The following is a 16,282-nucleotide window of genomic DNA, read 5'->3' as shown; positions in this document are numbered from 1 at the left end:
GCTTGATTCCCGAGTTTGCCCTCATCTATAATAAAATGGTATTGTATCCCTAATTTAGAATTATATTGGAGGTGTACTGCGTGGCACGCGTACTGTATGTAACGATTCCAGCGGAAGGTCACGTTAATCCTACCCTAGGATTGGTGAAGCAGCTGGTCGACAACGGCGAAGAAGTCGTCTATATGTGCTCGGAAGCGTATCGAACTAGGCTTGCCCAGACCGGCGCACAATTCCGGGCCTATCAACTGGACGAACAATTATTTCGTGAGCTTGGTTTTCATCCAACCGAAGTGAAGCACCCGCTTCAATTCACCGATTTTATGCTGCGCGGCATTATTGAACTCCACATTCCTGAAATTTTAAGGCAGACCGAGAACGATTCGTTCGACTATTTGATTTTTGATTCCTTGTTCGGTTGGGGAGGCGCTATTCTAGGGGAAAAACTGGGGATCCCGACGATCTGCTCCGTGACAAACTTGGCCTTCACTGAGCCGCTAAGCAAGATTGTAGAAGTGTTTGATGCAGGAGATTTGGATGTGGAAGCTCTTTCTGAAAGAGTAACGAAGACTGCAGAAAGCATCGCTAGGGAATATAACGTAGCTTTACCTGCCATTGAAGATATTACCCACCAGTATGGTCAGTTAAAGGTTGTATTTACAAGCCGCGATTTCCAGCCCGATGCCGATAAGCTTGACGATAGCTATATCTTTACCGGACCTTCGATTACACCACGGCTTGACGCTCCTTCCTTTCCGCTCGAACAGCTTCGATCTCAATATGACGAAGTCGTATACATTTCCATGGGCAGCATTTTGACCAAAGATGTGGATTTTTACAAGCTGTGCTTTGAAGCCTTTCGAGATGTCCCGGCTCAATTCGTGTTATCTTGCGGCAAAGACACGAATCTGGACTCGCTGGGTGACATTCCTCCTAATTTCATCATTGAGCCGTATATTCCCCAATTGGAAGTACTCCAGCAAGCCGATGCTTTTATTACCCATGCCGGGATGAACAGTACAAGCGAAGCTTTATACTATGATGTACCGCTTGTCATGATTCCACTAAGCTCGGATCAACCTATTGTTGCGAAGCGGGTAGAAGAGTTAGGGGGCGGCATTATTTTAGATCGGAGTCAGCTTACGCCTGCAGCTTTGAAGTCCGGTTTGTTGCAAATGTTGAACGAATCTACTTATAAAGAACATGCTAAGCGGATCGGGGATTCCTTACGTAGTGCCGGCGGGTACCAAGAAGCCGCAAGACGTATCATGTCTTTATTTTCCAAAGTGTGATAAACTAAATTATTTATATAAAGAACTTCCTAATAGAATGAGGAGGTTCTTTTTTGTATTCCATCGCATGAACAATCAGCTTATGCCTGACCTATACTCGAATGCCGTTATTCCATATACGCTTTTAAAATGCCTGTTCAAATGCGATAAATCAACAAATCCGCATTCCGTTACCGCCGCGTAGATATCCTTGTTTTTTTCGATGAGCTGCTTGGCATGCTCGACTTTGCAGTTTAAGAAAAATTGATACGGGGAAATGCCGGAGTCCGCTTTAAATGCCCGGATAAACTGAAATTTGGACATATCCAACTCTTTGCAGATGTCATCGAGTCTCAGCACATGGTCCAGACTGAAGTAGATCATTTCCTTCGCTTTCTTCATAAGCGCATTATTTTTTTTGAACACATAGCTCATTTCCGTTTGAGCAAAGTTATCTGCAAGCGCCAGAAGCAGCTCGCTGCACAGCGATTCGGCCTTATTGCTGAATATCGCATGAACCAGATGTAATATGCCTTGCTGAAGCCTGCGATTATAAACGATGGGAGAAGAGAACATCATGACATCCTTTTTTTCCAGCATCTCCAAAAAAAGCTTGGGATGGATATAAACGATGACATAATCAATCCCCGTCTTATCCTGCGCCCTTCCGTCATGGACCTGCTCCGGATTAAAAAGCATCACCCCGTTGCGATAGGAGGACTGAAAGCTCCCATCCAGGTTATACTGCTGAACCCCGCGCAAGGTGACTCCCAGAGCATATTCTTCATGGCTATGCTTTTTGTATTCAAAATCGCTAAAACTTGCGGATAATGCTGTAACTCCTGCTGATTTTTTATATACAAATTTGTCCATATCCACTCACCTCTTCACGAACTCCACGATACCCGATACCTCGATAGCCGAATAAACTAATAATAGCGCTAGTACGATGTTGGTCACCTTGAGATGCTTCTGCAAAAAGCTCTTGAAAACCATACCGAAGATGGCCCACGTGGCTAATGCCAAAAAGGCAACGATGGTTATAACCAGAACGAATATCGATAAGACGAACGATGATTTGTAATAGGGCATTACATAGCTCGGAATGACCGTCATCGTAAACAGCCAGACCTTAGGATTGACAAACTGCATGAGGAATCCGTTCAAAAAGGTAGCCGCTTGTTGGGCGGAATCCCCCGATATATCCATTTTGTACACTTGATACGCAAGATAGAGCATATATATGCAGCCCACAATCTGCATAAAAGCCAAAATTTGGGGCATCACCGCTGCAAGCGCACTGTTTAACAACACTGAAGCCGAAAGCAACACACCGAAGACGGCAGTCACTCCCCAAACGTATCGAAAAACCTCTTTCATCTTAACATGATGCGCCATAGACAATATCGCAATATTCGTAGGCCCGGGCGTGAATGTGACAATAACACAATATATAAGAAAAGATGTAATATTCATGAGAAGACCTCCTAAGGCGTGTTCCCATGAATGATACATCTTACCTTTCATTAGCGTATAGTATGATATTGCAGATTCATGACCTACCCCTACCAGAACCGGCGCTCTTCCAGCGGCACCTCCGAAACGATTTCGTCCAACCAAGCCTCATACCATTGCAAAAAGGACATATGGCCGGAATCCTCGCCCGAGAACGTCTCAGGGAATATGCCACCAAAGTCACCTCGGTAGTCGCACCATACTTTTCCATGCTCACGGCCTTTTACAACAAGTAGTCCCAGACCGCCGCCGCCCCAATCGCACACTCGGATCGCTCCGGATATCCGGTCGACCGAAAAGTAGTATTCCATCAACTGGTCTTGATCCGCAGCCCCCTCCTCCATTGCGCGTCTTAACGGCTCATAGTTCCAGGCCGATCCATACGCGAAATCTTTTTCAGTATCCATCGTGTCACGATCCCCTACGGGGATCCTCGGGTCTAGGATCGATTCCGTGCCTAGCGGAATGAGTCCATGGCCGGGACCAAACCCGCCGTTCCCTATTTCGGATAAAAAAGATTTGAAGCCATCAGGAAGTTCAATCTTCCATGTTTTCTCGAACAAAGCAATTTCATCGGCATTGAGCGTGGGATTGAAAGCTATTGCGTTTTGCGAGGGTGGGAGCGTTATTTTTTTCGCCCTAATTTCATCTATTTTTTGCAAAATGGATTTAATCGTCATCACAGAGCCCCCTTTTCCATGGGTTCATTATAACTTATTTTGCGCCATCCCGTATCTCAGCCTATGGAAGCATTATACCATTCCGGCAACAACGTTCCATTGTCAGGGAAATCATGCTAAATTAGCACTATACCATCTTTAAGGGACGTGACGTCATGTTTATTGTAAACGTTGAAGGTGCGGTCTGCAGGGAGGATCAATGGCTTGTCATTACACGAAGTATGAAGGAAGAACATGCCGGCGGTACTCTATCTCTTGTAGGCGGGAAAGTCGAAGTCGAAGGAAATACGCTAGACATCCTGGAACGGACGGTAAAACGGGAATTTTACGAAGAGATTGGCATAGAGATAAAAGACTCGGTTACTTTTGTATACAGTTCATCCTTTGTGACAGAGGATGGGTATAACGTGATCAATGTGGTCTTCCTATGCGAATATGATAGCGGCACAGCGCAGCGCAAAAGTCCCGACGAGGTTGAAGCCGTACACTGGATGACCTACGAGGAAATCATGAATCATCCCAAAGCTCCTCCTTGGACAAAAGAAAGCGTAAAAAGAGCAGCAGCGGCCAGGAAATAGCTGACCGGAATTTTGCATTCTAAGACATATTGCGCAGAAATGAGGCTGTTGGTATGAGTTTGTATCATTATATCGGATCAAGTAAAGAATTGCCTCTAGGGGAAAGAGGAAGAAGAAGGTCCACCGCGGATAAGAGTAGCGGGAAAGTAACAAAAGCTATTCATTTCCGGTCTTCCCATTTGCCCGAGGGTGCCGTGCCTCTTGAACAAATCGTCGATCTTTCTCATATCCAAGAAGATGAAATTGAAGTATATGATTCGATGGAAGATGCCGCGGGAATTTATATTCAAGATTTAGGGCCATGGAGTGGAGAAATACGGGGGCATTTCACAAATCCTTTTGTGTATCAAATTGCAGCGAATTGGGGAGGTTTTTCTGTACATCCCAACCTGAAAGAAAATTTCCCTGAACAATACAAAGCGCATGTAAAATGTATTCGCGAACTATTTGATCTAATGATAGAATACGGTTCGGACCACGAACAATTTGAATTATACACTTGCTGGGACGGTGAGGAAAAGCAAAGAAAAAATGAGAAATTGCACAAAATCATTGATTTAAAGACCTTTCAACTTGGCGATGAGTTTGAATTGAAAGATAAGCAGTATATAGTGATCAAGACCTGATGCGAACTCAAATCTGAATTGAGGTTACAAAATGTCGTTAATGCCATTAAGAATACCTATGGGCTATGCTATTTGCTTTAATAAATTTTCAGATGTTGAGCCAATCCCTTGTAAGAGTGGGGACGGTTTTATTGATAATTGGGAGTATTTCACCGAAGATATTTTACAAATCGCAAGGATGCAGCTTGTCGATGGGGTTTGGGGTTTACCAAGCAGCGGGAAACTCATCATTGACCTCGGATGGTATCCGGATGGTCAAATCTCCGGTCAATATAGACTGGTGCAAGTCAATGAGCATTGGGAAGTGATTCGCGAAAAACGCTCTAAAAACAGGTATGAAATCAAGGATACGATCGAAGATTGGATGAACAATCCCGTCGATTTGTAACCCCAGCCAGGAAATAGCTGAAAAAAGAAGGAGACCATCTTATGGAAATACGATATGATACCGAATTACCGACAGAAGACAGTATATACGAACTATACGAGAATCTGGATTGGAATCAATATTTGCAGCTAAATAAAGAACAACTGCTGACGGCCATGAGACAAAGCTGGTACGCCATCTATGCATACCATGACAATCGCTTAATTGGTACCGGCAGAATCGTTTCCGATGGGATGATCAATGCTTACTTATGCGGACTGGGGGTCCATACGGACTATAGAAGCAACGGGATTGGGTCCGAAATTTTCCGTTTACTCGCAGAGCATTGTAAAAAAGACAACCTGCATCTGCAATTTTTTTGTGAAGAAGAGCTGGTGCCGTACTATGAAAATAGGAATTTTAAAGTTTTTGCCGTCGGAATGACAGGCGCTTAAGCTGCTGCGTTTTTCAAGAGGGTTTAATTAGAAAAGAGAGACAAAATCTGCCGCGCCTCCGCATCCAATTCGTTTACCTTCTCGCCCCTTGTAGGTGCGTAAGCTATTTTTTCAAGCTCAGGCTGCAGATCAACGATCAGGTCCTTCGGCAGTTCACTGACCACGTCTGTTAAACACCATAACTTCCAATCTTCGTCTGTTGTTCGCAGTATTTTCTTAATCTCAGTTAACGAATCGCGGCCACAACTCGCAAGTATCTTCGCGATGTCTCTGGCAATAGGCCAGTTTATATCTTGAATCCATTCGAATAATTGGGGCAATGCTGGTATTAATTTTTCCGGTGGCTGCTTTTTCAAGAGTTCTACGGTTTCAAAATCGAATTTATTCCTTGGAATCAGTCTTCTGTCGATGTCCACTGAAATACCCCTTTCGACGAATTTTATACCATTTTCAATCATATTCCAACTATTCACATCTTAATTTTAAATTCATTATATTTCAAATTCATCCGTTAAATTGACCGATTCACACGAAAATTCGGAGGTGCTTTATGAACGAAAGCTTAGTAGACCCAAGAAATCACCCAGAATGGTTGCGTCCTCATTCTATCGAATGGTATGCGCAGCTCGGAAGATTACAAGGGCAGTATTCGTTTTCGTGGCACTCCACAATCGCCGAGCCTAACGCCGAAGCCCTATTTGCAGAAGAAGTATCGCAAGCGGTTCAGGGCAAGAAAGTATTGGACATCGGATGCGGACACGGAGGATTCACGCTCCAATGGAGTCCCATCGTGAAACATATTACTGGTCTGGATATTACGAACGACTTCATCCAAACAGGGAATGAAGCGAATCTATCCAATGTGACCTTTCTTACGGGAAATACGAAACACGGACTCCCCTTCGAGGCGGATGAATTTGATGCTGCGTATAATCGCAGAGGGCCGACCTCTTCTTATCTGGACGTCGGAAGAGTGGTGAAAAAAGGAGGAAAGATCCTCGGATTACATCCAGGGGACGGTATAGCGGCGGAACTCCCGGGATGGTTCCCAAACTTGTTCGAACCGATTTCGACAGGGACTCCCGTTCTGGAGAATCTCAAGCAGCGCCTTGAACAAGGCGGCCTGGGACATGCCGAGATTGAAACGATAAGAAGTATGGAATACTTCCATGAGCCTGTTGATGTGATCCGAATGCGCTGCTTCGGTCAGGCACCCTCCATTCACGAATGGGTGATGAAGCAATGCCTCACCGAAGTTACGCGGATATTCGAAATCAACGCCGTAAAAGAGGGCTTACCGGTCACGTTTGAACGCTATCTGGTGCGGGTTACGGTTTAAATTTGCACTTTCGGCGTTTACGAAACAATTTTACTTTGAATGATGTCATGCAAATCTCCCGGGGTGATCCAAGGACTGCCTGCGTTAATGCGCGGGATTTTCATAGAATCGGCATGACGAGTCGCCATGGCCTCAACGATAGTAAAGCCGTATTTAAACCCGCCTTCTTGATAATATTGAATGGCTGTATCGGTATATATGCCAAAAGGGTAGGCGACGACATCCACCGTATGTTTGTTCACAGGACGCAATTGCTCTTTGCTTCTTTTTGCGTCTTCTACAATGCGAATATGATATTGTTCGTCGGTTTCGATCGTTCCATTCGAAGCAGGAAGCTTGGAAGTGAAGTACGCGTCTCCATCAGGGTCATCGTTGTTGGTTTTGTGATGTAAGGCATCTGTATGGCTCTGGTTCTCAACCAAATCCGTTTCTTTGCTCATGACGGATAATTGCTGTGCGGTCATCGTCGGAGGCAGGTGCGGTACTTCAGGTAAGGTTTCCGTCATGATGAAGTTCACCATCGGAATATGCTGCTGCTTTAAAAATGGATACACGTTCTCATAAACGCTCTCATAGCCATCATCAAATGTGAGCAGTACCGCATTGTGTGGAATATGGCTGCCGTTCAAATAATGTTTGAATTGATGCAGACTAATAAAATGGTACCCTAGCTTCTGCAAATGACTGATCTGCTCTTTGAATAATTGGGGGGTAATCGTAATTCCTCCCTCATCCGTTGCATGAACATGATGATACATCAAAACAGCAACTTGATCCCGATAAAATGCATTCGTCAAACCGTATCACTCCCCATAAATGAATTTAAGGACGAGCGAAATCTTTGGTAACCAATTCTATTATACCTAAAACCCCGTTGGAAATTTGTAGAAACCTGTCACCTTTTTACGGAAATCCAGACACGGCATCTCGGAGAAGACCGTAACCCTCCCCTTCTTTTACTCGTATATAACAGTAAGGAACGGAGGGGTTGTATGGACTGGAATGGCATATTCATTATTGCTTTGGTGATTATTAATTTCCCGGTATATCGTTTCATTTATAAACTGATTTTTTCCGATCCGGAAGATTTTGACGAGTCGGTCAAGTTTTCGTTTACTCCTGATTTTATCTCATTTTTTAGGGGGAAGTACTGGCAGGACAAATGGGGCACCTTCAAATTGCGGATGTACATTTTATCGTGTCTCGTTGTTGTTCTTCTTGAGTATATGCTTTTGAGCCAGGTCATCGGGTACTTTCATTGATTGAGCCCCATTCCTTAAGAAAGGGGCTCGCTCTTCTATCCTGCAATATCTACACCGCAAGGCTCGCCTTGCTCGTCTACAAACACCATGATAATATGATTGCCGCAAATACCGTCGTCGTTATAGCTCAAGTCAAAGCTTTTCCCTGAACCGACGGAAAAAGACTCGATCCACATTCGATTCGCCAGCTCTTCCTTCGTAATAACTGCGCCTTCCACTATGTATTCACGACAATGATTTAGCACTTCATCGGCGGCATACTCTCGAAACGCCATATCGTTCTCTTCTAAATGAGCAAAAATCTCTTTTGCATACTCTATGACTTCATGCAGATCGTCTTCATCCGGCATGAAGGCAACCTCAATCTCCTCCCCTTTCAATAGCTTCCGGCATGTATATAAATCAATATCCCGGTCTTTGACGATCATTCCCCAGAATTCATCTTGGATCTCCACATTGTTCATGTTCTCTCTTCTCCTGTTCTATTCTTTCAAAGGAAATAACCATATACGCTAATTGCAAACGTCAATATCAGCGCGATTCCGACAATCAGGCCTCTCCACCAGCTAATTTGGCCGTGAACGATCGTATTGCCCATATCTCGATCCCACGTTGTTATTCCTTCTCTTACCAGTCGAGAATGGCCAATAATGCACGCTATTAATTTGGGTATTCCTATACCAAGCCCTGTCCCTCTCCACCAAACCAACCTGCTGCGCTGAAACGCTTGAGCCGGCGTTAATTTCTGTCCTTGATGATTTAAAATGGTAATCTTCAATAACCATTTCCCCAACGTCGTCCCAAAGATGGCTACACAGGCCCCTTCTACAAACAACCAACTAAAGGTTAACAGTACCGATAGCAACGTATTGTTTACATGATCCAGACTTTCTGCATCAATAAGACCCCATAGGATACCGACTGCAATGCTAAATGTATAAACATCGAAGCTTCTTGCCCAGAACCGGACCCATGGCCTTGGAGCTGGAGGCGATCCGTTAGATACATTCTCCGACGCTGAATCTAAGTTGATCAACAAACTTCCTCCTCATAAATCATCCGAAATTAGCTCTCTCTTTCAGTTTCGTTTATGCTCGCAGTGTTACGATTTCCCCAGTTGGGAGATTGCCGTCAGATCCAAGAGCAAGTGTACCATGATAACAGGAACGACCTTCCTCGTTTTCGCAAAATAAATTGAAAACACAAAAAATACGATTCCGGTATACAGCGCGGGGATTAAGCCTTGGTACAGATGGTACGAAGTCTGAATGATCGTACTGACCAAAACGGTTATTTCTTCTTTTTTGATCAAGAAGCTCAGCTCAGTCATCGTATAAGCTCGAACAATTAATTCTTCGAAAAAAGGATTGATAACGATAAATGCAAAATAGCTTAAGGTCATTTTCGTTCGTAGAAAATCGACGTTTTGGGGAGCCTGCGAAAAACTAGGGGAAATCGTTACAGCGATAATAACGACAAAATACAAAACCAGATAAAGCAATACCCCGTGAAAGATATCCGTTTTACGAAATGCAAAACCTATATCTTTCAAGCTGCGTCCCTGCCGATGCAGGACAAAATATAGCAAGCTCAGTGAAAGCCCTTCCCATAGAATGCTATAAATAAAATTGGGATGCGTGCCGCTTTTCGCGCCTGCGAACAGGTACACGGAATTCACGATCAGCGGGAAAATGGTAATGAGTAAAATGCTAACCAATAGTAGCAGTCGAATCTTGGCCTCCGATTTCACCGACAAACTCCTTTTTTATGGATTTATTTTTGTAGTAGAATTATACCACATCCTGGAGTTTGGGGACTTCCATAATCAACATACAAGGAGGGCAAATGTCGTGCAGGACATAACTTACCTCATCAGTCTGGGCTATTTCTTTACCGAAAAATTCTACAATGCCGTGGATAAGCTTGTCATGCAAAAACTCAAGTAGCAAGCTATGGCGATATTTCCGCATCTTTGTAATATAAAAGAGCATACGATAAATTCTGAGGTATATCCCAAAACTTGAAGCTATAATATTTATCGTAAAAATCTTTGTAATTATAGACGTACCAGGTATTGGAGTAGGAATTTCCTATTTTCCCGAACTTCTCCTCCCACGCTGCGTATAACTGCTGCAAATTTTGTTCCTCGTCAAATTTTTCAGAGCTTAGTATGATGTTGTTTTCTTTATCGATAGTAACATTCACATTTAAAGCTTTTCATGAATGAAAGGGAAATATAAACCTTATCATTTACTTGAATGGGATAGTCCTTGATCCACACGGCTTTTTCCTTGAACTTCCTCATTCGATTCTCGTAGATATCATCCGCTTCAAAATTATCCACGTTCATATCTGTTTTAGATACAACTTCCGTGTCCGCCTTAAAGAAAACAACACTTGTAGCCGTGTTCACTCTTAATGCTTGATACTCCGCATTCAATTGCGGATTGAGGCCCAGTTCGGGGAACGTGGTCTGCATAGGGATATAGATGTTTTTACCTTTTAGGATCGGTTTGGCGTCGACTTTTTTGCCATTGATCCATATCTGGGATTGTTCGATCGCCGGTTCCTGTTCAACTTTTTTGATTTTCCATTGATTTGAAACCTTATTTAGAGTGAAGATCAATTTCGGCTTTGTCGGCTTTTCGTACATCGATTGAACCGTAAAGGTTTTAACCGACTCTTCATCGGAGGAAATCTCCTTGATGTCGAGATCCAGTCCATAATCCTCCATTCCCGAAAAGCTCACGTAATTTCTCATATTAAAATCAATGAGCGTCTGGTCTTCGACAAGTTGCTTCAATTCTTCGGTTAACCACTCTTTAAAATAGAAGTTTTCAACGAAGTTTTTGATCACGTCTTGCGGTTGTTTCGGATATACAAAACGCTTATTGTCATTCCCATACTTGAGATCTTGTTTTTCCGCCCCGGATCCGTCATATTTAGTATACGAAACCACGATATGCCTCTGCACATCATTCAAGTAATGATAGCTCACACTCTCGAAAATACCATCGGCATCATAATCTTTCAGCTCCCGAGTCCCGCGTCCTGTCGCATTAGGAAAGTTGCTGATTATTTCTTTAACGGTATTCCCGTTTACTTGAAAAATAGAAAAGCCCGACCCTTGATCCATATGCCCACCGACGGAATGCAGAACAATGAATTTTTTATCGGGCTCCAGATTCATAATTTCAACATCAGAATAGTGATGGACGATCCCTATCGATTCTTTGGGTTCGCCTAATAATTGAAACGCCCCGTCAAATCTGGCAATCAAGATTCGCTCATAGTCTCCGAAAGTAATAATATATTCTTGCTTCCCATCGCCATCGATATCGTCATGGATTATCTTGTTTGATTGCAGACCTTCCGGCTGAATTTTCTTAACGAATTCGTCCAACTTTTCCTTCTCGGGTAATTTGGCTGCCGGTTGTTCCGGTTTTGCGGTATGGTTCGCGTTTTCTGTTGAAGCGGGATGACTTGGTGCACTTGACATACATCCGCTTGATATCAGTACAATGAACAACGGCACGATAAACAAGCTTCTTTTTCTCATTGTCAACTTACTTCCTCTCTGGTAGTTGCCAAAAAACTTTATCCTATTTATATCGGACAATCTCATTTTCTATTTAATGTAAATTTACACACACTTCTGGACATAAATTGAACGAATCTTTAAGCAAAAAAATAAAGCAGCTGAGAAGTTATTTCTCAACTGCTTTGCAAATTATCCAGCTAACAAATTACCATTCCAATATACACAGCAGTATAAGTGCCATCCGCGTTATTTATAACTGCGAAAAGATCAATTGTGCCCGAATAACCGCCTCGATCATACTCATAATGCATTGGAATTTCAGTTTGGGTCTTGTAAGTTTTTCTGACTTCAACTTTCTTCGGTTTGCACCCCATGACTTCCATATTTTCCTGCGAAACATTGGTAGGAACCTCTGTTGACGCGATTGCCGCCCCTTGGGCACTGAACAAGGCTGATCCTGCGATAATTGCGCTTAATAGAAGAGAAGAACGTTTCATCGTTTAATCTACCTCCGGTTGAAGTAAATTTTTATAGTACGGCTTTATATATATCATAATAAGCTGGGCGAAATGGCGATTTTGATTATCCTGCAAAAAAGTCGCTTTATCTCGTGCGTAAAATGTCGAAATCGAACTCGTGCGTAATTCCGCTGATGCCGAATAAAGAGCATTAAAAAACGCCAAAAGGGCTGCTTTTTGCGCGCTTTTGGCGGGTTCTAGCCATACACAATTTTAGGCTTGCGGGATAATTGAATTTGAAACACCTCGGAATTGGGTCTTAAAACGTGCTCCTCTTCTATCACGTCATATTCCGAGATTAATGTCTCCTTGCTATATTGCCGCATGGATTCAATCAGCGTTTGACTTTCGTTTAGTCTAACCTTCACATAACTGCTTTTTGTGATCGATTCGTAAGTTCTTGGCTCATGGGTCGGCGCCATGATATTGTTCTGTATATTCTGCACGGTCCATTCTAACGATTTACGATCGAGCAACGCATATGGGGTCGGAGCGGGATCATGATGCTCGACAAACAATTTATTGCTATTGCCATAGTACCTTTGCAGGAAATGCCCATCCCAGATCCAAATGTTCCCTCGCTCTGGCCCTTCGGTATATTCGGCACGATACCGGCCTTTCGTGTCGATCCAGAAGCTCCCAGCATCCCTGGACTTTTCAGTAAAATCATTCTCGTCAAAAGAAACACTTACGAGCTTGAAGAAATGAAAGGTTTGTACCTCTTCCAGATCGTCCACGCAAGGAATCTGAGGGATGTTGCTCTTTTTTCGGAATGGGGATAAGAGCGCAGATAGAGTGTCAGCCAAAAAATGATTTCGCATATTCGCCTCTTCATCTAGGTAATGGTCGTAGTCATGTTATAATACAGCACCGGATCGCCTAAGCTCCAAGCAATGCTCCATACTTGTTATATTTATCGGTTTTTCTAATCAAAGCATTAACATTGTGTTCCCCGCTGATGCGATGGCATATGTGTCATAAAAAATCCCCTTAGCCCACAGTATTGAGTCCATCATAAGATGAACTCTTTTTTCACTGTCAGCCGTAAGGGGATAATATCATTCCTTATAAAGCGGAACTGGTCTTTCTCCTTATGAAACGCCGGTCCAATGCGAAAGCCACGATCAGAGACAACAAGCCGACACCGACCGGTATCCCGAACGCTTCATACGAAAATGTCGCTCCTTCAAGCTTAAGCCCGCTTGTGGCACGATATTCCAGCCGCTTGGCAGCAAATTTCGCCGTTCCGATATCCTCCTGCTTCGCCAAATCTTCAAAAGCAGGCTCCATCGCGAACCGCTCCGGCGCATCGCTATGCAGGAACAACTGCGCAGCTTTGCCGCCATTCTCATTCCAGTTTCGGATATCGTCCGCAGCGCGCGTTTTAACGTCCGACCCTACAAAAATCATTTTGTCGAGTTTCGGCGCATCCGCTATTTGATATCGGGCGATCAGATTCAGACCGTGCCGGGTTACAACCGGTTCGCGTTTGCTTGAAATCGTCAACGTCGTCGTCGTACCGGAAGCTCCATACGTGTCAAAAGCCGAGGATAACGCTAGTTCGTCAGCGCCGTTATACAGAAGGACCCCGTTCTTTTTCTTGCTCCATTGAAACGCATTGTTCAAAATATAGACGATGTCGCTAAGTCCTGCCGTGAAAGGCTCCATTTGCGGATGCCCCACAAAATCGTAGGAAGGGTATTTCATTTTCTTCGCCACTTTCGCCGCTGCCGGCTCCCCGAGCTGCCGGGATATGACGTATAGCGTAGCATCCATCCCTGAAGTCAGGCCGGCGGAGGAGACCAGGTTGCCTTCAGGCACATAACGCTGATCTCTTTTCCAACGAACCTCGGCATATTGCTTTTCCAACCTGTCGATATCTCCCCAATGCGTTGCCGCAGATTTCCCGTTCAGCAGGCCGGTATCCGCCAAATTTTCCGCTCCATTGCAGATAGACAAGAGGGTCGTTTCTGTGCTTGAATGTTTTCTTATCCATTCGCGGACAGGCTTGTACTTCGCCTCATCCAGAATCGGCATGAAAGGAATCACGATAATATCCGGGCCTTTCCCCGTCAAGCGGTCCAACTCATCAAAAGTATAGTGCGGCACAACATCAAGGCCGCCCGTTAACGACTTGATGTTTTTGTCGGGGGCTGCCGCAAAAACATTGTACGATTCTGTCATGGAGAACATCTCATATGGAACCAGAAAATCGAATACCTCGGTCACTTCGTTCGCCAAAATAACGGCCACAGTCGGCTTTTTGGAATCATAGGCAGGAGCTTGGAGACTTTGTATAGAAGCAGGGACCGGCTTATCGTAAATCGACATAGCCTCCTGCATCGTAGAGGCGAAACCAACCGCTCCGCTTCCTCCCACGCTCAGCACGAAAACGCACACATACACGATGAAACGCCATACTTTTTTCAATTTCCTTCTCTCCCTTAATTTTCTCTAGTTGCTTATTTATTACTATTTACCTCCTTAATTAAAGGATAAAGGAGAAAGTATATTAATAAACTCGCCCGAAGACTGTATTTTTCCCGGACCAAGGTCTAGGTAAGAAACTTTTTGTTCCTCAACGGCTGCCCATATGTCTTTTTTATAATATAACTGACTGGTCTTTTTATGAACATGACTCAATCGGGCTATTCTTGCAGGGAAGCGTTCAACAATTCGTAATCATCGGCATTAAGATACTTACCTCGGTTCCTTTGCCTTTCTCACTTTTAAAATCTATTTTCCCATCGAATGCTTTGATGATTTTACAGGTTACCATTAACCCGAGTCCTGTTCCGTTGTTTTGCGTAGAATAACGAAATAATTAACGGAATATTTCTTAAATCGCCATCCAGGTCATTGCTTATCGGGCTGGGCAAAAGCATGGATAATGTGGCTATGCCGCATAACATGCCGAGAACAATCTTATTTTTAAGAGGCGGTCTTTTGAAGACAGGCTTTATTTTCCATAATGATCCAATATTCACTCATTCCGAGCAAGCTTTTGCTAAGCTGCATAAAATGTTAATTTTTGGTAAATGTATTGTAATAAACCTCCTCTGTGCTTTATGATTGCATTGTAGCAGAAATATACATTTAATGGAGGGAATTCCTAGTGAAAACTTTTAAATCGCTGCTGTTGTCGACTGTTGTTGCCGCGTCTCTTGTTGCCGTTACGTCCGCCGCTTCTGCTCATCCTTTGGTCAATTTGCACAGCTATAATTCGTTTGCAACATACAAAACTGCGTTGGACAAGCAGCTGACGATTGATTTAAACCACGCCTATGATCAATGGGAGCTCGACGAACACTATAAACAATACTACGCTGATATCGCAACGGCGACTGTATATTTTAAAGGTATGGGATACGGCGAGCCGCGATTGAATCTGGTACATTACAAAACGTTCGATTCGTACAAAGCGGAATTGGACAAATTGCTGACATACGATTGGAATCATGCCTTCGATCAGTTTGAACTGGATCGGATTACGGCTCAATATGATGCCGACGTCGCCGCTGCCAAGATTTATTTTGGAGTGTAAGCATCGTGAATTGCAAAATCGATGTATCAAACTCTTTCGGATCATCCGGGGGAGTTTTTTATGTGGAAAGAGACGTTATTGTCTCTGTCCAGTATATACATCTGTGAAAAACCTGCCGCGCTGTCAGGCTCGGCTATCGAGTTATCCACCTGCCCTAATTTGCTGAGGCTTCCTATCAAAATGATTTCGCTTAGAATAGCTATAGACTATAACAATCAGCGACCAAATGATATTTCCTAAAAAAGGCTGATCCTTATACAGAACGAACAAGTAACCGCTTACGGTCAAAAAATAAATGGAATACGCAACCATGAGCCAATATCCCCAACGCTTGAGCTTCAAGTAACCGTAACCCAAGACTAGCGAAGCAGCCCCTACTAGAAATCGGGCAAGATGCTCCGGAACACTTGGCCAGCCGAATCTGGCTGCGATCCCATACTTTTCGAAAGGCAACTCATACACAAATAACGATAACAACAAAACAATAGAGCCAAAGACATAAAAACTCCCATTTAAGGTGATGCCCAAAGGTCTGGTTCGACTCAACTCAACTCCTCTTTGAACACTCCCACCACCTGTGCTAATGGCG

Annotated in this window: 21 protein-coding genes and 1 pseudogene; 9 read left to right on the top strand and 13 right to left on the bottom strand. The window is 43.7% G+C overall.

Translation table 11 applies throughout. The features are described 5' to 3' along the window. The first annotated feature begins 80 nt into the window (after positions 1 to 80). A complete protein-coding gene (locus tag PEL01S_RS27625; RefSeq protein WP_127462542.1) occupies positions 81 to 1,289 on the top strand; it encodes a macrolide family glycosyltransferase in 1,209 nt (402 codons plus the stop codon). A 75-nt stretch (positions 1,290 to 1,364) separates the two neighbouring features. Here PEL01S_RS27625 and PEL01S_RS27620 read toward each other — a convergent pair whose 3' ends face one another. The 3 genes from PEL01S_RS27620 to PEL01S_RS27610 all read right to left on the bottom strand — a co-directional run bounded on the left by PEL01S_RS27620 (position 1,365) and on the right by PEL01S_RS27610 (position 3,463). Continuing rightward, entirely contained in the window at positions 1,365 to 2,141 is a 777-nt protein-coding gene (locus PEL01S_RS27620) for a helix-turn-helix transcriptional regulator (protein ID WP_127462541.1), read from the bottom strand. Between the two features lie 6 nt (positions 2,142 to 2,147). Further along, on the bottom strand, positions 2,148 to 2,744 hold the full coding sequence (locus PEL01S_RS27615) for a LysE family translocator (protein ID WP_127462540.1): 597 nt from the start codon (positions 2,742 to 2,744) through the stop codon (positions 2,148 to 2,150). A gap of 89 nt (positions 2,745 to 2,833) precedes the next feature. Beyond that, positions 2,834 to 3,463: an SMI1/KNR4 family protein gene (locus PEL01S_RS27610; protein WP_127462539.1), complete on the bottom strand. Its 630-nt coding sequence runs from the start codon at positions 3,461 to 3,463 to the stop codon at positions 2,834 to 2,836. A gap of 155 nt (positions 3,464 to 3,618) precedes the next feature. On the opposite strand from PEL01S_RS27610, the gene PEL01S_RS27605 reads away from it, so the two are divergent. From PEL01S_RS27605 to PEL01S_RS27590, 4 genes are read left to right on the top strand one after another with little or no spacing between them, the layout of a single operon-like run. Next, positions 3,619 to 4,041: an NUDIX hydrolase gene (locus PEL01S_RS27605; RefSeq protein ID WP_127462538.1), complete on the top strand. Its 423-nt coding sequence runs from the start codon at positions 3,619 to 3,621 to the stop codon at positions 4,039 to 4,041. 53 nt (positions 4,042 to 4,094) lie between these two features. Next, positions 4,095 to 4,667: a hypothetical protein gene (locus PEL01S_RS27600; protein WP_127462537.1), complete on the top strand. Its 573-nt coding sequence runs from the start codon at positions 4,095 to 4,097 to the stop codon at positions 4,665 to 4,667. Between the two features lie 31 nt (positions 4,668 to 4,698). Continuing rightward, on the top strand, positions 4,699 to 5,055 hold the full coding sequence (locus PEL01S_RS27595; protein ID WP_029191971.1) for a hypothetical protein: 357 nt from the start codon (positions 4,699 to 4,701) through the stop codon (positions 5,053 to 5,055). Between the two features lie 41 nt (positions 5,056 to 5,096). Then, the gene (locus tag PEL01S_RS27590) at positions 5,097 to 5,489 is read left to right on the top strand and encodes a GNAT family N-acetyltransferase (RefSeq protein WP_127462536.1); all 393 of its coding nucleotides are present in this window, start codon (positions 5,097 to 5,099) and stop codon (positions 5,487 to 5,489) included. A 23-nt stretch (positions 5,490 to 5,512) separates the two neighbouring features. On the opposite strand, the gene PEL01S_RS27585 is transcribed toward PEL01S_RS27590, so the two are convergent. Further along, positions 5,513 to 5,905 (bottom strand): DUF5071 domain-containing protein, encoded by a 393-nt coding sequence (locus PEL01S_RS27585; RefSeq protein ID WP_029191972.1) that lies wholly within the window; start codon positions 5,903 to 5,905, stop codon positions 5,513 to 5,515. Positions 5,906 to 6,039: 134 nt separating this feature from the next. On the opposite strand from PEL01S_RS27585, the gene PEL01S_RS27580 reads away from it, so the two are divergent. After that, on the top strand, positions 6,040 to 6,828 hold the full coding sequence (locus PEL01S_RS27580; RefSeq protein WP_127462534.1) for a class I SAM-dependent methyltransferase: 789 nt from the start codon (positions 6,040 to 6,042) through the stop codon (positions 6,826 to 6,828). Between the two features lie 17 nt (positions 6,829 to 6,845). Here PEL01S_RS27580 and PEL01S_RS27575 read toward each other — a convergent pair whose 3' ends face one another. Continuing rightward, positions 6,846 to 7,625, bottom strand: a complete 780-nt coding sequence (locus tag PEL01S_RS27575) for a polysaccharide deacetylase family protein (protein WP_127462533.1) — start codon at positions 7,623 to 7,625, stop codon at positions 6,846 to 6,848. A 195-nt stretch (positions 7,626 to 7,820) separates the two neighbouring features. Between PEL01S_RS27575 and PEL01S_RS27570 the strand changes: the two genes are divergently transcribed. Then, on the top strand, positions 7,821 to 8,090 hold the full coding sequence (locus PEL01S_RS27570) for a hypothetical protein (RefSeq protein WP_063187026.1): 270 nt from the start codon (positions 7,821 to 7,823) through the stop codon (positions 8,088 to 8,090). Positions 8,091 to 8,125: 35 nt separating this feature from the next. Here PEL01S_RS27570 and PEL01S_RS27565 read toward each other — a convergent pair whose 3' ends face one another. From PEL01S_RS27565 to PEL01S_RS27545, 5 genes are all read right to left on the bottom strand, one after another. Continuing rightward, positions 8,126 to 8,554 (bottom strand): DUF2262 domain-containing protein, encoded by a 429-nt coding sequence (locus PEL01S_RS27565; RefSeq protein ID WP_127462532.1) that lies wholly within the window; start codon positions 8,552 to 8,554, stop codon positions 8,126 to 8,128. A 26-nt stretch (positions 8,555 to 8,580) separates the two neighbouring features. Continuing rightward, positions 8,581 to 9,126, bottom strand: a complete 546-nt coding sequence (locus tag PEL01S_RS27560; protein WP_163767815.1) for an RDD family protein — start codon at positions 9,124 to 9,126, stop codon at positions 8,581 to 8,583. A 66-nt stretch (positions 9,127 to 9,192) separates the two neighbouring features. Continuing rightward, the gene (locus tag PEL01S_RS27555; protein WP_127462530.1) at positions 9,193 to 9,840 is read right to left on the bottom strand and encodes a CPBP family intramembrane glutamic endopeptidase; all 648 of its coding nucleotides are present in this window, start codon (positions 9,838 to 9,840) and stop codon (positions 9,193 to 9,195) included. 435 nt (positions 9,841 to 10,275) lie between these two features. Next, positions 10,276 to 11,649, bottom strand: coding sequence for a stalk domain-containing protein (locus tag PEL01S_RS27550; RefSeq protein ID WP_127462529.1), 1,374 nt, complete (start codon positions 11,647 to 11,649; stop codon positions 10,276 to 10,278). A 179-nt stretch (positions 11,650 to 11,828) separates the two neighbouring features. Then, positions 11,829 to 12,128 (bottom strand): hypothetical protein, encoded by a 300-nt coding sequence (locus tag PEL01S_RS27545; protein ID WP_127462528.1) that lies wholly within the window; start codon positions 12,126 to 12,128, stop codon positions 11,829 to 11,831. Between the two features lie 521 nt (positions 12,129 to 12,649). Between PEL01S_RS27545 and PEL01S_RS27540 the strand changes: the two genes are divergently transcribed. Next, on the top strand, positions 12,650 to 12,931 hold the full coding sequence (locus tag PEL01S_RS27540; RefSeq protein WP_127462527.1) for a hypothetical protein: 282 nt from the start codon (positions 12,650 to 12,652) through the stop codon (positions 12,929 to 12,931). Between the two features lie 283 nt (positions 12,932 to 13,214). On the opposite strand, the gene PEL01S_RS27535 is transcribed toward PEL01S_RS27540, so the two are convergent. Both PEL01S_RS27535 and PEL01S_RS27530 read right to left on the bottom strand, forming a co-directional pair. Then, positions 13,215 to 14,579 (bottom strand): DJ-1/PfpI family protein, encoded by a 1,365-nt coding sequence (locus PEL01S_RS27535; RefSeq protein WP_127462526.1) that lies wholly within the window; start codon positions 14,577 to 14,579, stop codon positions 13,215 to 13,217. 238 nt (positions 14,580 to 14,817) lie between these two features. After that, a pseudogene (locus PEL01S_RS27530) lies at positions 14,818 to 14,952 on the bottom strand (ATP-binding protein); the annotation flags it as partial. A 312-nt stretch (positions 14,953 to 15,264) separates the two neighbouring features. Between PEL01S_RS27530 and PEL01S_RS27525 the strand changes: the two are divergent. Continuing rightward, entirely contained in the window at positions 15,265 to 15,693 is a 429-nt protein-coding gene (locus PEL01S_RS27525) for a hypothetical protein (RefSeq protein ID WP_127462524.1), read from the top strand. Between the two features lie 141 nt (positions 15,694 to 15,834). On the opposite strand, the gene PEL01S_RS27520 is transcribed toward PEL01S_RS27525, so the two are convergent. Beyond that, positions 15,835 to 16,282: hypothetical protein (locus PEL01S_RS27520; RefSeq protein ID WP_255320170.1), on the bottom strand; the 448-nt coding region annotated here is incomplete at its 5' end.

It is taken from the genome of Paenibacillus elgii NBRC 100335, from assembly GCF_004000865.1.
Classification (GTDB): Bacteria; Bacillota; Bacilli; order Paenibacillales; family NBRC-103111; genus Paenibacillus_G; species Paenibacillus_G elgii.
This window is presented reverse-complemented; position numbering and strand designations above follow the sequence as displayed.

Coding starts and splice junctions, on each gene's coding strand:
- PEL01S_RS27620 (WP_127462541.1), bottom strand. CDS start 2,141: ATGGACAAATTTGTATATAAAAAATCAGCAGGAGTTACAGCATTATCC.
- PEL01S_RS27615 (WP_127462540.1), bottom strand. CDS start 2,744: ATGAATATTACATCTTTTCTTATATATTGTGTTATTGTCACATTCACG.
- PEL01S_RS27610 (WP_127462539.1), bottom strand. CDS start 3,463: ATGACGATTAAATCCATTTTGCAAAAAATAGATGAAATTAGGGCGAAA.
- PEL01S_RS27605 (WP_127462538.1), top strand. CDS start 3,619: ATGTTTATTGTAAACGTTGAAGGTGCGGTCTGCAGGGAGGATCAATGG.
- PEL01S_RS27600 (WP_127462537.1), top strand. CDS start 4,095: ATGAGTTTGTATCATTATATCGGATCAAGTAAAGAATTGCCTCTAGGG.
- PEL01S_RS27595 (WP_029191971.1), top strand. CDS start 4,699: ATGTCGTTAATGCCATTAAGAATACCTATGGGCTATGCTATTTGCTTT.
- PEL01S_RS27590 (WP_127462536.1), top strand. CDS start 5,097: ATGGAAATACGATATGATACCGAATTACCGACAGAAGACAGTATATAC.
- PEL01S_RS27580 (WP_127462534.1), top strand. CDS start 6,040: ATGAACGAAAGCTTAGTAGACCCAAGAAATCACCCAGAATGGTTGCGT.
- PEL01S_RS27570 (WP_063187026.1), top strand. CDS start 7,821: ATGGACTGGAATGGCATATTCATTATTGCTTTGGTGATTATTAATTTC.
- PEL01S_RS27565 (WP_127462532.1), bottom strand. CDS start 8,554: ATGAACAATGTGGAGATCCAAGATGAATTCTGGGGAATGATCGTCAAA.
- PEL01S_RS27550 (WP_127462529.1), bottom strand. CDS start 11,649: ATGAGAAAAAGAAGCTTGTTTATCGTGCCGTTGTTCATTGTACTGATA.
- PEL01S_RS27545 (WP_127462528.1), bottom strand. CDS start 12,128: ATGAAACGTTCTTCTCTTCTATTAAGCGCAATTATCGCAGGATCAGCC.
- PEL01S_RS27540 (WP_127462527.1), top strand. CDS start 12,650: ATGATGCTCGACAAACAATTTATTGCTATTGCCATAGTACCTTTGCAG.